This is a genomic window from Pseudomonas sp. F3-2, assembly GCF_038804275.1.
Lineage (GTDB): Bacteria > Pseudomonadota > Gammaproteobacteria > Pseudomonadales > Pseudomonadaceae > Aquipseudomonas.
Genome location: NZ_CP152388.1, coordinates 1,838,017 through 1,852,198, shown reverse-complemented (window position 1 = coordinate 1,852,198; position 14,182 = coordinate 1,838,017). Strand labels below are relative to the sequence as shown.

Annotated in this window: 14 protein-coding genes, 1 tRNA gene and 3 pseudogenes; 11 read left to right on the top strand and 7 right to left on the bottom strand. The window is 57.2% G+C overall.

The features are described 5' to 3' along the window. Positions 1-308: 308 nt before the first annotated feature. Together AAGQ88_RS08470 and AAGQ88_RS08465 are read right to left on the bottom strand one after the other, a co-directional pair. Positions 309-455 (bottom strand): annotated as a pseudogene (locus AAGQ88_RS08470) (histone-like nucleoid-structuring protein, MvaT/MvaU family); the annotation flags it as partial. A 150-nt stretch (positions 456-605) separates the two neighbouring features. After that, positions 606-887: a hypothetical protein gene (locus AAGQ88_RS08465; RefSeq protein WP_342654971.1), complete on the bottom strand. Its 282-nt coding sequence runs from the start codon at positions 885-887 to the stop codon at positions 606-608. 242 nt (positions 888-1,129) lie between these two features. On the opposite strand from AAGQ88_RS08465, the pseudogene AAGQ88_RS08460 reads away from it, so the two are divergent. The 3 genes and pseudogenes from AAGQ88_RS08460 (at position 1,130) to AAGQ88_RS08450 (ending at position 4,491) form a co-directional block, all read left to right on the top strand. Then, positions 1,130-1,461: pseudogene (locus tag AAGQ88_RS08460) on the top strand (hypothetical protein). A gap of 144 nt (positions 1,462-1,605) precedes the next feature. After that, a complete protein-coding gene (locus AAGQ88_RS08455; RefSeq protein ID WP_342654970.1) occupies positions 1,606-2,472 on the top strand; it encodes a DUF6216 family protein in 867 nt (288 codons plus the stop codon). 1,458 nt (positions 2,473-3,930) lie between these two features. Further along, positions 3,931-4,491, top strand: a complete 561-nt coding sequence (locus AAGQ88_RS08450; protein WP_342654969.1) for a DUF5677 domain-containing protein — start codon at positions 3,931-3,933, stop codon at positions 4,489-4,491. Between the two features lie 351 nt (positions 4,492-4,842). Here the strand turns inward: AAGQ88_RS08450 and AAGQ88_RS08445 are convergent, their stop codons facing one another. Together AAGQ88_RS08445 and AAGQ88_RS08440 are read right to left on the bottom strand one after the other, a co-directional pair. Further along, positions 4,843-5,097, bottom strand: coding sequence for a hypothetical protein (locus AAGQ88_RS08445; RefSeq protein WP_342654968.1), 255 nt, complete (start codon positions 5,095-5,097; stop codon positions 4,843-4,845). A 657-nt stretch (positions 5,098-5,754) separates the two neighbouring features. After that, positions 5,755-6,213 (bottom strand): DJ-1/PfpI family protein, encoded by a 459-nt coding sequence (locus AAGQ88_RS08440; RefSeq protein ID WP_342654967.1) that lies wholly within the window; start codon positions 6,211-6,213, stop codon positions 5,755-5,757. Between the two features lie 353 nt (positions 6,214-6,566). Here AAGQ88_RS08440 and AAGQ88_RS08435 point away from each other — a divergent pair. Next, positions 6,567-6,794: pseudogene (locus AAGQ88_RS08435) on the top strand (integrase); the annotation flags it as partial. A 129-nt stretch (positions 6,795-6,923) separates the two neighbouring features. Here the strand turns inward: AAGQ88_RS08435 and AAGQ88_RS08430 are convergent. After that, positions 6,924-7,011, bottom strand: a tRNA-Ser gene (locus AAGQ88_RS08430). A gap of 134 nt (positions 7,012-7,145) precedes the next feature. Here AAGQ88_RS08430 and AAGQ88_RS08425 point away from each other — a divergent pair. The 7 genes from AAGQ88_RS08425 to AAGQ88_RS08395 all read left to right on the top strand — a co-directional run bounded on the left by AAGQ88_RS08425 (position 7,146) and on the right by AAGQ88_RS08395 (position 11,415). Further along, on the top strand, positions 7,146-7,817 hold the full coding sequence (locus AAGQ88_RS08425) for a Bax inhibitor-1/YccA family protein (RefSeq protein ID WP_093466862.1): 672 nt from the start codon (positions 7,146-7,148) through the stop codon (positions 7,815-7,817). 113 nt (positions 7,818-7,930) lie between these two features. Next, positions 7,931-8,323 carry a sulfurtransferase complex subunit TusD gene (gene tusD, locus AAGQ88_RS08420; protein WP_342654966.1) on the top strand — a complete coding sequence of 131 codons (393 nt, stop codon included), beginning with the start codon at positions 7,931-7,933 and terminating at the stop codon, positions 8,321-8,323. Position 8,324: 1 nt separating this feature from the next. Next, positions 8,325-8,687 (top strand): sulfurtransferase complex subunit TusC, encoded by a 363-nt coding sequence (gene tusC, locus AAGQ88_RS08415; protein ID WP_342654965.1) that lies wholly within the window; start codon positions 8,325-8,327, stop codon positions 8,685-8,687. Then, the gene (tusB, locus tag AAGQ88_RS08410; protein WP_285425788.1) at positions 8,687-8,986 is read left to right on the top strand and encodes a sulfurtransferase complex subunit TusB; all 300 of its coding nucleotides are present in this window, start codon (positions 8,687-8,689) and stop codon (positions 8,984-8,986) included. The genes tusC and tusB overlap by 1 nt, the downstream gene beginning before the upstream one ends. Continuing rightward, on the top strand, positions 8,983-9,318 hold the full coding sequence (locus AAGQ88_RS08405; protein ID WP_093466854.1) for a TusE/DsrC/DsvC family sulfur relay protein: 336 nt from the start codon (positions 8,983-8,985) through the stop codon (positions 9,316-9,318). Before tusB ends, AAGQ88_RS08405 begins: the two co-directional genes overlap by 4 nt. Further along, the gene (locus tag AAGQ88_RS08400; protein ID WP_342654964.1) at positions 9,315-10,316 is read left to right on the top strand and encodes a glycosyl transferase family protein; all 1,002 of its coding nucleotides are present in this window, start codon (positions 9,315-9,317) and stop codon (positions 10,314-10,316) included. The genes AAGQ88_RS08405 and AAGQ88_RS08400 overlap by 4 nt, the downstream gene beginning before the upstream one ends. 97 nt (positions 10,317-10,413) lie before the next feature. After that, positions 10,414-11,415 (top strand): glutathione S-transferase family protein, encoded by a 1,002-nt coding sequence (locus AAGQ88_RS08395; RefSeq protein WP_342654963.1) that lies wholly within the window; start codon positions 10,414-10,416, stop codon positions 11,413-11,415. Positions 11,416-11,504: 89 nt separating this feature from the next. On the opposite strand, the gene cysG is transcribed toward AAGQ88_RS08395, so the two are convergent. Both cysG and serS read right to left on the bottom strand, forming a co-directional pair. Next, positions 11,505-12,899, bottom strand: a complete 1,395-nt coding sequence (gene cysG, locus AAGQ88_RS08390; protein ID WP_342654962.1) for a siroheme synthase CysG — start codon at positions 12,897-12,899, stop codon at positions 11,505-11,507. Further along, positions 12,900-14,180 carry a serine--tRNA ligase gene (gene serS, locus AAGQ88_RS08385; RefSeq protein ID WP_342654961.1) on the bottom strand — a complete coding sequence of 427 codons (1,281 nt, stop codon included), beginning with the start codon at positions 14,178-14,180 and terminating at the stop codon, positions 12,900-12,902. Between the last annotated feature and the right edge of the window lie 2 nt (positions 14,181-14,182).

Genomic DNA, 14,182 nt, shown 5'->3' with positions numbered 1-14,182 from the left:
TAGACGAAACGTGCCATGGGGTGTGCGAGCAACATTCAGCCACTGCTGCCCATATTCACTGGTGCACCACTGAGTCAGGAGCTTCTCAATTTCCCCGAGCCTACGGTGCATCGACTTGGGCGCTAGATGCTGCCACCAGACCCGATTCAGCGTAACCATTGAAAGCCCCCGAAGGATGACGTCTGGCTCAACCTATAGTGCAGCGTGGCTCAATCAGTCTCCAATCAAACCACAGGCTTACCCTCACCGAATGACGAAAAGCCGTCTGTCTTAGCCATGCGGCTTTCGCGTGAGACCGAGACTAATTATTAGGCCAGCCAAGACTCAACAACATCGCTCCCGTGCTCAGCTTTCCACGCCTTGAGTGTCTTGTGATTCCCACCCTTGGTCTCAACGGCTTCACCGTTGCGAGGGTTCTTGTACACCTTCACGGAGCGAGCTTTCCGAGTGCCCGTCTCAGGCACAACAGCGCACACTGCATCACGGGGATCATGGATGCTTACCGACAGGAATATCGCTTTGCTCGTGAGGCTCTTGGAAAACCGATGAGCCCCACCTGAAAGCGAGACCGCAACTTGGCAGTGTAGCTCTCTAATCAGCTTCAGTCAGGAGCCCTTGCGGCCACCCTGATTCGGATTGAGTTGCTTGCCCCGGTTACCTTGCGCCTTGTCCCAGATGACATTTGTTCCAGGGGTGCCTCGATTGGGATTCTTCTGGTCAGAACGGGCGTCTTGAGGTGCTTTCGGTGTATTGGCCATGTCAGTCTTCCTCTTCGGAACGATCTCCCCAATGATCTGGGCGCTCGTCGTAACCACGTGATTGCCAGTAAGCATCGTTGTTTTCGTTGAGCTGGTTGGCACGATGTCATTGTCGCGTTTGATACTCATAGTCTTTCCTTACAAGGGGATTTTAGCCCGCGTGACAGATGCCATCGGGTAACGCCATTTTTGAAGGATTGGCAGATCGCCAATAGGGAACTCGCGAGAAAATCTTCACTTCTCGCGTGTCGGGCACTCAAACGATCCTAGGTCGTCCACTAGGCGGGTGTAAACCAGCATCAGGCTCAGAATCCTGACTGCAGGACGAAATGGTAATATTAGGCCAGTAACACATCCCCGCGAGACGCCCGATGGCCACAGATTTGACAGAAGAAGAGATGCGCCGCGCACCCTTCGGGAGCACCGCGCGATCACCACAGGCACCTGACCTCGCAGCACCTGCTCCGCTACCAGAGATCGCGTCCTCGCCACCGGTAGAACCAGTACCGAAGAAGAAATCGTCAAAAGCGTTCACCCGCGCCTCAGAGTGATACTGCAGGTTGGCAACCAATTCGAGGGTAAGACGTTCGAGCTGATCCATGAAGCGGATACATTGAGCGCCCTGTTGGCCGAGCAAGAAGAGGTGAAGGTGGCAAGGAAGAAATACGGCTACGTTACCAAGATTTCAGTGGAGTCGACGTAGCCTTCGATATCGATCGTGGCTTATCTCGAGATGCTACAGATGCTGTACACCCAGCAGGAGCTTCACGAATCTGCCTCGTGGGACGAAACAGAGGCTATCTCCAAAATTATATAGCCATCGGTCAACGCATTTGAGGGATAAACAATGGATCCACAGTTTTTTGATTCCGTATCAGTTACCGTAGATAAACTCCAAAAAATCGCACCATTTTTCGTAGCTGCGATGGCTGCACTGTACATTGTGTATTTATGCGCAATCACGGAGTCACTGTTTTTAATCAAGAGCCGATTGTCTGACCTAATCAGTAGCAAACACACTTTCAATCACGAAAAATTAAAGAGACATCAGCAGCAAGAACTTGACCTCAATTATTTTAATTTCAAATTCAAGCTAAACGTCAAAACGCCCTATGCGATGGACAAGTTAATCGCATGGGCAGAGCGTTCTGCGATCCGGCTGGACGAGCTGAAGAAAGCGCGACCGTATCTGAACCCCACAGAGCAAACCTTCAACATCCCAACCCCGAAGTTTTTGAAGACATTTATACTGCTAGCAGTGCTGGTCGCGGCTGGTTTTTTCTTCGCCATCCACACACCCAATGCTGCGTTGATAAAGGTGAACAAAACCGGGCAGTGGTTTTGGGTGACTGACAGTGAAGCTTTCTCCTTCACGTCGTATCTACCTAAGCCCTTGCATGCAGCAGATGCTTGGAATTTGAACTCAGGAAACTGCCTGCTGGATACAACTGCAGCTCCATTGCCTGACGAATGGGATAAAAAAGTAATTTGCTACGTCATGCTGGATAACAAAAAAGGATATGTGAAGGACACTATCCAAGAACAGAAGGCACTGGCGTGGGTTCTTTCTTTTCCATGGCTGCTAGTACCTGTGGCCGTGCTCCAGGGAAGTAGGAGGCGTCGCCATGCTACAGAGCTTTTGAGGCGCAGCCAGAAGAAGCTGCGATTCGGCGACGGTCCGCTGCCAGAGTACGCGAGGTATTACCACGACTAGCTTTCTGCTCGGAGTTTCGATATCGGCTCTCACAGGACTGGCACCGATGTCCCCTGTGACAACTGCCTTTCTCTAAAAGAGCCTCTGAGCCTTTGATTACAGGAAGTACATTGCCAACGCTTGACCATTGGGACTATAAGCTTCTCCGTTTACCTAAGCTGATTGAGTGCCTAGTGATGGAGGTCATGGGAAGCGACCATGAGCCACCTTGCTGGTAGGGCCTGGGCATATATCCATTGATTCTCGGACATCCATGCACTTTGTGATGCACGCTGAAGCCCCTGATCCGGGTCGCGCGCTTGAGGCCTTGGTATTAGCCAGAAACAACCCGTACCGCACCATAGAACAGCTACGGGTCTTTGCCACCGACTACGATGGAATACGTTGGAATTGTGGCTGGGTTGATGTGAAGGTCGGTGAATCACAGTATCGCGCTGGCGGCTATCAGGCGTGATACAGGTCATCATGACCATTGCGTCGGGTTATGGCGTAGCCAAACATCGCGGAGCGGAAGTGATCTACGACCGTGATCTCGAGCTTCCTCATCCACCGCCAAGAAGGCGGCAAGATCCGGCTCCGGAAGGGTCGCCGAATACCGCCACTGTGGCTGGTCGCAGAGACGGGAACACACTCTGGGTATTGCGGGGGCTTCCGCAGATTTTCGTGCACCCTATGCAGAGAACTGGATTAGCGAACCGTTCAATATCTTACTCGGTCAAGTCGTTTACCCTCGATTGGTTGCTAGAAATATGGGCGACGGCACCGCCTAAATATCCTTAAGAGTAGTGCCTGAGCACGTAGCAAATTACGCGATTTCCTCGATCCTTTCCGCTACGACGTTGCCAGATCACCAGCACTTTTGGGAGCTCTATGATGCCATCCTATCGATGGTTGTTTACGCCCGGAATGAAGCCGGCGAGCCGAACTTTCAGGTCAATGCTCTCACGCACTATTACCAAGAGCTTGCTCAGGCGACATCCGGCTCAAACTGGGCGCTGTGCATGACCCTAGCCAGCATCATCGAGGGAGCCGCCGACCTGATGTTTCCAGCCAGCGAGCGAGCGAGCGAGCGAGCGAGTCTCAGATACAGATCCAGCGATGATCAAGAGCCTCAAGGCCCACATTCAAGAATGGAAGGGAGACAAGCATCTTCGTGGGCGATACTCGACTCATTTGCAAGATTCCCACGTTGCCAAAATCATTCTGGGCATTCGGGCTTGAAATACGACTGCGTACCGGCCCTTTTAAAGCCGAGAGGAAAAGCTAGCCACGATCCGGAGTCGTTTGGACGAGGGCATCAGGAAGTTCGAGAAGCGCTTTTTGATCACTGGGTTTCCACTTTAAAGACTGCCGGGCTGAACCCGAAGCACGACGGCGTGTTTGGGTTCGGAGTTTGCACTGGCCTGCTTGGCGGAGATGAGCGTAGGCCCTCTCAGCTCAGGTATCACAGGAAGGCTGTTGCTCCGCTCGCTCACCGAGTGTCGAATTTCTCTCGCCTACCTAGTGCGCTGCGGCACCGATAATATGTGGAAGAAATTCCGCTCCTACGGTGCCGGTCAGGCCAAGTTAGCTCTGCTCAAACACGAGGAGATGTCCGGCCAGAAACCTCAGTTTGTGAACCAGGAAACCTTGGAGGCTCTTTCAAACGAGGACTTTTTCCAAGAGTACATCGAGATCGATCTTGGCCACTGGTGCGGAAAGGATCTACGTCGATCAGCAGACGAGTTAGGCACGAAAGAAGACTACGACCGTTACTACGGTTGGGCGTCTGGTTTCGTGCACGGCCAGTGGGGTGCGAGGAGGGATACCAATTTCACGCACTGCCTCAATCCTCTACACCGCTTTCACCGAATTCCACTGCCGAGGCATCGCATGCTGGAACCTACCATGGCCGACGCAATCAACCTGGTGAACTCAATTCTTAGTGATGTGAATGCTGCTTATCCCGGCCTTGAAGATCGATTCCCGCCGGATATGCAGGACGACTCAGATACAGCCAGCTCTAGCGAGCAGAAATAAACGATGAGTATGTTCTTGCGCACTGCAAACCTGGTCTAGAGAAACGCGATACTTCAGGGTGCCCCATCCTTGGGGCCCATCCAAAGGGATGACTTTGCCTCAATCCCCCGTTCTCAGACGCTGAGTTCGGGAGGGGTCAGCAGTTACTGCGTATGGCACAGCTGAGAACACCAGCGGCAACCATTAGACTGCCGGAAGGTGAGCCGCGCCTGTTGAACGGCGGTGTAGCAGGAAAGGTGATATCCCAGATCCAAGCGATTGTGGAGCGCTGGGAGGTACTGACACGTGGTGGTGTGCACCTCATGATCACCGTTAGTCTGCGCATTGCGATTAACCAAATACTGAGCCATATCAGTTACCCCGCTCTTTGTTGGACTGAGAGAGCACTGAAGCAGCGAGCTTCTTAGTGGTAGCGTTGTATTTGCCGCTTTCAAGAACATGGCTGGCCTTGGTTTCCATATCCGCACCGGTTTGCTTACCGGTAGAGGATTGAGCCATTGCCGAGCCTGCGAGCTCTTTTTGGATCGCTGAGGAGCTGTCGCTGCGCAGGATTTGGGACGCTAGGCTCGCCACAGAGGACGAAGTTTGTTTGGTATTTTTAAGCACGATTAAGCGCTCCTATACTGCTTTAGGGTTAGCAGGCAGGAGCGACCCCTGAGCGGAAATTCGAGAGGGATGATTGACACCCCAACTCGGATTTCTCTCTAATGCGCGCGTCCTGCCATCGTAAACGTTGATTCAGGGTGGGCGGGTGTACGTGCTCGGCGACCACACTTGGCACGTGCATCCGCTGTTTTGACTGAATCCTTCGCAGACCGCGAAAACACAAGACGTCGTGCTTTTCGCTGATCTTTTTACAAGATAATGGGGTCAATCTGTCATTGCAAGGTGATGGCATGTGGATGACCAGTGAATAATTTGCCGCGTTGGATCCAAACATCTGCTGTATGTATGGCCAGCCCTTTAAAATTGGGCCTTCCACCCGCGCCATCCGGAAATATTTCGAAACACTCTCAAAAACTCTCATGATTTGGCGACTTCCAGCATTGGAATTTAGGTGCGAAATCAACAAATTTGTGGCGTCAAATAAACACAGAGATTTCACCGCACATTTCCAAGATTTGCCTCGGCTATTGCGAGGTATTTGCGGACGCTTGAACACAACGTTGCTATTAGGCGCCTACAAATTCCTTTCACCGACTTCAAGTAAATCAGATAATCCACTCAAGGCGGTGATCTGATTTACGGCAATGGGATTACCTCCTAACTGACCCCGAAAGCGCATTTGCCTTTTCCGCGAAATTGGCAGCCAGCACAATCATCGCTTTCTCTGCCTCCATCGGTACAGTTTTCATCGAGCCTGCATTGAAGGGTGCTGTGGTCGTATTCGCTCATCAGTTGAGTGCACTCGGCATATACCTTATTCCTGAGCTCCGCCACTATCGCCAAACCGAAATCCAGCCCTGCCGTTACACCCGCCCCGTTGATTCGGTTTCGGACATTCACGACCCTGCTGTCGACAGGGGTGGCGCCGAAATCCGCGAGTGCTTTCCGACCCGACCAGTATAGGGAAACGCTGTGGCCTTTCAGGAGCCCAGCAGCCCCAAGGATCAACGATCCGGAACAGACGCTGGTTATGTATTTGGCCCGCGCGCCCCGATCAGGTACCAAGTCCAGAGTCGCTTGATCGGAGACAGCTTGCAGCGTTCCGTCCCGTCCCACCTGGAGCGAAAACCACTGTCAGGTCGCGCGGGCAGGTCTCAAATGTGGCGCTTGGGACAACGGTGAGCCCGGCGTCACTGGTAACCGGCCCAGGGTTAGCGACGATGTGGATTTACCCCATAAGAACGCCGAACATGCAGTGCGGCACAATGAGATCCATCACCGTCATGCCTGATAGACCAACATGCCGATCTATTCATCCCCCATCTAGGGCACTTTGTCCATTTCGCGCCCCCCCTTCAATAATTCTGCATACTGCTCAATCGACATAGTCTTATGACTGAGCATGCCAATTCGCATTGCTATCGTTGGGCCAATTGGGATAAAGACCGTCCCGTACTCAGCCGCCTTTAATGCGTTTTGATGAAGCCAGCCGACGAGCCGCAGCGGTGGCCGTGGAGGCGTTCGACCAGAAGCTGGGAGCCGACATCAAAGCGTTCCAGTTCCGAAATATTCGTCCCAAAGCGGCGAGCGAAATCGAAGACCTGGCCGTCGCGAGCAAGCTACTCGGCCATTCCGACAAGCGCATTGCCGAGATCGTCTATCGCCGCGTAGGCGAGATCGTGCCCCCTACCAAATAAGCCTGCGGTGCGTGCGAGTTTCGGAACGCCCACAAAAATTTCGGAACGCCGCTCGGTCAGAAAGGGTGATGGAACCAAACGCCAGAAACGACAAAGCCCCGAAAAACGGGGCTTTGACGGTACAGAATATGGCGGAGGCGCAGAGATTCGAACTCAGGGACCTGTTACAGTCGGCAGTTTTCAAGACTGCTGCCTTAAACCACTCGGCCACACCTCCAATTGCGTTGCGGGCGCCATAATACCGGAATGAAACAAGCTGTCAAACTCTCTGCCTGGCGCGGGGCTTCAGCTCTGTTATGATCTTTGCAACTTGAGATTTCAAACCGCTCATTTCACATCAGGAGTAGCGCCATGCGCGAACAGGATTACGCAGTCAACAACCGCGTGCAGGTCGAGCAGCTAGAGGTTAGCCGCGTCCTGCGCAACACTTACGGCCTTCTGGCCCTCACTCTCGCATTCAGCGGCATCATGGCGTTCGTCGCGCAGCAGATGAACGTCCGCTACCCGAATGTTTTCGTCGTGCTGATCGGTTTCTACGGTCTGTTCTTCCTGACCAACAAACTGCGCGACTCGGCGTGGGGCCTGGTATCGGCGTTCGCGCTGACCGGCTTCATGGGTTTCATCCTCGGCCCGATCCTCAACCGCTACCTGGGCATGCAGGGCGGCGCTGAGATCGTTTCCTCGGCGTTCGCCATGACCGCGCTGGTGTTCGGTGGTCTGTCGGCCTACGTGCTGATCACCCGCAAGGACATGAGCTTCCTCGGTGGTTTCATCACCGCTGGCTTCTTTGTCTTGCTGGCCGCTGTGCTGGCGAGCATGTTCTTCCAGATCAGCGGGCTGCAACTGGCTATCAGCGCAGGCTTCGTCCTGTTCTCGTCGGTCTGCATCCTGTTCCAGACCAGCGCCATCATCCACGGTGGCGAGCGCAACTACATCATGGCAACGATCAGCCTGTATGTTTCGATCTACAACCTGTTCATCAGCCTGTTGCAGATCTTCGGCATCATGGGCCGCGACGACTGATTCGACGCGTCATTCAACAAAAAGCCCGCTTCGGCGGGCTTTTTGCTGTCTCGCGTTCATGAATTCTTTATCATTGCCTGCATTGACCACACCGTTTTGCTGCCGAGCCGCCCATGAAGTTCGCGATTGCCCTCTACTCCCCTGCTCACGCGCCCTCGTCGCGCCGCGCCTTGCTGTTCGCGCAGGCGGTCCTGGCAGGCGGCCATGAAATCGTGCGGCTGTTTTTCTACCAGGATGGCGTGCACAGCGCGTCGTCCAACATTGTGACGCCGCAGGATGAACAGGACGTTGCGGCGCAGTGGCGGGACTTTGTGACAGGCAATCAACTGGACGGCGTCGTCTGCATCGCCGCTGCCCTGCGCCGTGGCGTTCTCGACGCGGACGAAGCCCGGCGTTATTCGCGCCCGGCCGTCAATCTCGCGGCGCCTTGGGAATTGTCCGGTCTGGGCCAGTTGCACGATGCGGTGCAATCGGCCGATCGCCTGATCTGCTTTGGAGGGCCATGACATGGCGAAGTCATTGTTGATCATCAGTCGGCAGGCGCCATGGTCCGGGCCAAGTGCTCGCGAAGCGCTGGACATCGCCCTTGCAGGCGGCGCGTTCGATCTCCCGCTGGCAATGCTGTTTCTGGACGACGGCGTGTTGCAGCTGCTGCCCGCCCAGGCCGCCGGCGAACTGCAGCAGAAGGACATCACCGCCAACCTGCAGGCGCTTTCGATGTTTGGCGTCGATGATCTGTTTGCCTGCCACACCAGCCTGGCCGAGCGTGGGATGGGCCCAACTGAACTGAACGTCGAGACGCTGCAGGTCCTGCGCGATCAGGAGATCGCCGCGCTCATTGACCGTTACGACCAGGTGATTACGCTCTGATGTCGACTTTGCATGTGTTATCTCACTCGCCTTTTACAGACACGCGCCTGAACAGCTGCCTGCGCCTGCTTGGCAGCGCCGATGCGATTCTGCTCTGCGGCGACGCCACGTACGCGCTCAGTGCTTCGACGGCACCGCGTCAGGCGCTGGAAGCGCGGGCCGACAATCTGTTGTTGTTTGTGCTGGACGAGGACGCCAAAGCGCGAAATCTCCCACTGCCGGAATGGGCAACGGCTGTCGACTATCCCCGATTCGTCGCATTGTCAGTGCAATACGACAAGGTCAACACCTGGCTATGAAGCAACTTATCGTCGAAGGACGTACCCTGGCACTGGACAAGGACGGCTACCTCGAAGACCTGCACGCCTGGTCTGACGAGGTTGCCCAGGCCCTGGCGCTGGAGGAAGACATCGTCCTGACCGCCGAGCACTGGGAAATCCTGCGGCTGCTGCGTGACTTCTACGCCGAGTTCCAGCTGTCACCCGCCACACGGCCGCTGGTCAAGTACACCGCGCTCAAGCTCGGGGCCGAAAAAGGCAACAGCCTGCACCTCAACCGTCTGTTCAACGGCACTCCTGCCAAACTTGCCGCCAAGCTGGCGGGCCTGCCCAGACCGACCAATTGCTTATGACTGATTTCGCCCCACTCGTTACCGAAACGCCCGCCGAGCACCCGTTCGCACAGTTCGTGCGCATTCTGGGGAAAGGCAAACGCGGCGCGCGCAACATGACGCGCGAGGAGGCCCGCGAAGCGATGGGCATGGTGCTCGACCAGAAGGTCGAGGACACCCAGCTTGGCGCCTTCCTCATGCTGCTGCGCCACAAGGAAGAAAGCGCGGAGGAACTCGCGGGTTTCACCGCAGCGGTGCGCGAACGACTGAACGCGCCGCCGCTGGCGGTCGACATCGACTGGCCGACCTACGCCGGCAAGAAGCGCCATCTGCCCTGGTACCTGCTGGCCGCCAAATGCCTCGCGCAGAACGGCGTGCGGGTGCTGATGCATGGTGGTGGCGCTCATACTGCGGGCCGTCTTTACAGCGAACAACTGCTCGACCTGCTGGGCATTCCGCTGTGCCGCAACTGGCAAGCGGTCGGTCAGGCGCTCGAACAACAGAACATCGCGTTCATCCCGCTGCGCGACTGGGCGCCGCAGTTGCAGCGCATGATCGACCTGCGCAACACGCTGGGGCTGCGCTCGCCGATCCACTCTCTGGCGCGCATCCTCAATCCGCTCGGGGCCCGCTGTGGCTTGCAAAGCATTTTCCATCCGGGCTATCAGGCTGTGCACCGCGACGCGAGCAGCCTGCTGGGCAATCACGCCATCGTCATCAAGGGCGACGGCGGTGAAATCGAAATCAACCCGGACACCATCAGCCACCTTTACGGCACGACAGCGGGTCAGGCCTGGGACGAAGAGTGGCCGGCGCTGTCCGATCGTCGTCATGTCAAACCCGCGACCCTCGACCCGCAGCAACTGATTGCCATCTGGAAGGGCGAAGCGCAGGACAGCTATCCGCAGCTGGCACTGATCGCCACGATCGCGCTGGCATTGCGGGGCCTGGGCATGCCAAGGCCCGAAGCGTTCGAACGCGCCGAGCAATTCTGGGCAAACCGGAATAAATCGATTTAATCGATTATTACCGCCCATTCTTTGCGCTATTTGTTCGAACGATTCTCTTTAGACTGATCTCCAACGTACATCTGTACACATCTATTTGGAGTCAGACATGGGCCTTCTCGTTGAAGGACGCTGGCAAGACCAGTGGTATGAAAGCAGCAAAGACGGCGCGTTTCAGCGTGAACAGGCCAAGCGCCGTAACTGGGTGACCGCAGACGGCCGCCCTGGCCCTTCCGGCGAAGGCGGCTTCAAGGCTGAAGCCGGCCGTTACCACCTGTACGTTTCGCTCGCCTGCCCCTGGGCCCATCGGACGCTGATCGTGCGCAAACTCAAAGGCCTTGAGGAGCTGATCGACGTGTCGGTTGTAAGCTGGCTGATGCGCGAAAACGGCTGGACCTTCGACCAGCAGAAAGGCTCGACGGGCGATCCGCTCGATGGCCACACGTTCATGTACCAGCGCTACCTCGCCGACACGCCCGATTACACGGGCCGTGTGACGGTTCCAGTGCTGTGGGACAAAAAGCTTCAGCGCATCGTCAGTAACGAGTCGTCGGAAATCATCCGCATGTTCAACTCAGCGTTCGACGGTCTGACCGGCAACACGCTGGATCTGTACCCCGAAGCGCTGCGCCCGGAAATCAACCGTTTGAACGACGAGATCTACCCTGCGGTGAACAACGGCGTTTATCGCGCCGGTTTCGCGACGTCTCAGGGTGCGTACGAAGAGGCGTTCGATGACGTGTTCGGCGAACTCGACAAGCTGGAGACGTTGCTGGACAGCAAGCGTTATCTGGCGGGCGAGTACCTGACCGAAGCCGATGTTCGCCTGTTCACCACGTTGATTCGCTTCGACGCCGTCTATCACGGCCACTTCAAGTGCAACCTGCGGCGGATCGCGGATTATCCGAACCTGAGCAACTGGGTTCGCGAGATATATCAATTGCCGGGCGTCGCCGACACCGTCGATTTCCAACACATCAAGCATCACTACTACGCCAGCCACGTCACCATCAACCCGACGGGCGTGGTGCCGAAAGGCCCGGCGCAGGACTTCAGTGGCGAACACGACCGTGCGCGTTTGAGCGGTAAAGGCATCCTGCAACACGCCTGATCCACCTGCTTCTGCTGCAAAGCACAGGGGCGCGGCTGGCCTGATCGAAACAGGTCAGCGGCGCGCCTGGCATCCGCCAGCGGCGCTGATCAGATGCTAGCTTGCGCCCCTTCGAACCACTTCAGCTTGTCACGCAGCGTGACGACTTCCCCCACGATCACCAGCGTCGGTGCATGCACTTCGTGCTCTGCCACCAGCTGCGGCAGGTTGGCGAGCGTGCCGGTGAATACACGCTGGTTGGACGTGGTGCCTTGCTGAATGAGAGCAGCCGGTGTGTCTGCGGCGCGACCATGTCGGATCAATTCGCTGCAGATGATCGGCAGGCCGATCAGCCCCATGTAGAACACCAGCGTCTGAGCGGGTGACACAAGATCCTTCCACGGCAGGTCGGTGGTGTTGTTCTTCAGATGACCGGTGACGAAACGCACGGACTGGGCGTAATCGCGGTGGGTCAGCGGAATACCGGCGTAGGCGGCGCATCCGCTGGCCGCAGTAATGCCCGGCACCACCTGAAACGGAATGCCGTGGGCCGCCAACTCTTCGATTTCCTCGCCGCCACGGCCAAAGATGAACGGATCGCCGCCCTTGAGCCGCACCACGCGCTTGCCCTGCCTGGCCAGCGCAACCAGTTGCTGGTTGATCTGATCCTGAGGCACCGCGTGATCGGCGCGCTGCTTGCCGACATAGATCCGGTCCGCATCGCGACGGCACAGTTCGAGAATCGCCGGTGCAACCAGACGGTCGTAGAGGACGACATCAGCTTGCTGCATCAGGCGCAACGCCTTGAAGGTCAGCAGGTCGGGATCACCCGGCCCGGCGCCGACCAGATACACCTCACCGGTGGCCGCAGGCGCCTGGCCATCGATTTTGGCCTGCAGCAGACGCTCCGCTTCCGCACCCTGCCCTGCGAGCTGCCGATCAGCGATGGGTCCCTGGAACACCTCTTCCCAGAACGCCCGGCGCTGCTGCACGTTGGGAAACAGGTTCTTCACCTGATGCCGAAAACGCGCGGCCAGTCCAGCGAGGTGTCCGTAGGTGGGCGGAAGCCAGCTCTCCATCTTGGCGCGAATCAGCCGCGCCAGGACGGGTGCGTCGCCGCCACTGGAGACGGCGATGACCAAGGGCGAGCGGTCGACAATCGCCGGGAAGATGACACTGCACAGCGCAGGCGCATCCACCACATTGACCGGCACGCCTCGCTGACGCGCATCGGCGGAAACCTGCGCGTTGAGCGGCTCGTCATCGGTCGCGGCAATGATCAGCACGCAACCGTCCAGGTCGGCTTCGCTGTAGCCGCGCAACAATTCCTCGCCACCGCTGCTGTCGATCAGCTCGTGCAACTCTGCGCCAATCTGGGGTGCAACCACGCGCAGCACCGCTCCGGCGTCAGCCAGCAGCCGAGATTTGCGCAAGGCAATCTCGCCGCCGCCCACGACCAGAACCCGGGCGCCCCGCAGGTTATGGAACAGTGGCAGAAATTCCATTTAGCCGATGACCTCGATGCCACCCATCCAGGGTTTCAGCACGTCAGGCACACGGATCGAACCGTCGGCCTGCTGATAGTTTTCCAGCACCGCCACCAGCGTACGACCGACCGCCAGCCCGGAACCGTTCAGGGTGTGAACCAGCTCCGGCTTGCCGGTTTCCGGGTTGCGCCAGCGCGCCTGCATGCGACGGGCCTGAAAATCGCCGCAATTGGAGCACGACGAGATTTCGCGGTACTTGTCCTGGCTCGGAATCCACACTTCCAGGTCGTAGGTTTTCACTGCACTGAAGCCCATGTCGCCGGTGCACAGCGCCAGCACGCGGTAAGGCAATTCCAGCAACTGCAGCACGCGTTCGGCGTTGCCGGTCAGGCTTTCCAGCGCTTCCATGGATTTCTCGGGCTCGACGATCTGCACCATCTCGACCTTGTCGAACTGGTGCTGACGGATCATCCCGCGCGTGTCGCGGCCCGATGCGCCCGCCTCACTGCGGAAGCACGGCGTGTGAGCGACGAACTTCAACGGCAGCTGTCTGGCGTCGAGGATTTCGCCGGAGACGATATTGGTCAGCGAGACTTCGGCGGTCGGGATCAGGTAAAGATCGGCTTCGCCTTCGCGGGCGATCTTGAACAGATCCTCTTCGAACTTCGGCAATTGACCGGTGCCTTGCAGCGCAGGCGCCTGAACCAGATAAGGGGTGTAAGCCTCTTCGTAGCCGTGCTCGTTGATGTGCAGAGTGATCATGAACTGCGCCAGCGCACGGTGCAGTCGAGCGATCGGGCCGCGCAACAGGGCAAAGCGTGCGCCAGAAAGCTTGGCGGCGGTTTCGAAATCCAGCCAGCCGAACTTTTCGCCCAACGCCACGTGATCCTTGACCTCGAAATCGAACGCAGCAGGCGTGCCCCATTTGCGCACTTCGACGTTTTCTTCTTCATCAGCACCGACCGGCACGGATTCATGAGGCAGGTTCGGCATGTTCAGCAAAATGGCGTCGAGTTCGGACTGAATGCCGTCCAGCTCTTTCTTGCCGGTACTCAGCTCTTCGGCCATGCGGTCGATATCGGCCATCAACGGCGCGATGTCTTCGCCACGCTGTTTGGCCTGGCCGATGGATTTGGAACGGGCATTACGCTCGGCCTGAAGCTGCTCAGTGCGGGTCTGCACGGTCTTGCGCTGGTTTTCCAGCGCTTCGATGCGGGCCACGTCCAGTGTGAAGCCCCGGGAAGCCAGGCGATCCGCTACGTCCTGAAGCTGGGTACGTAACAGTTTGGAGTCGAGCATAT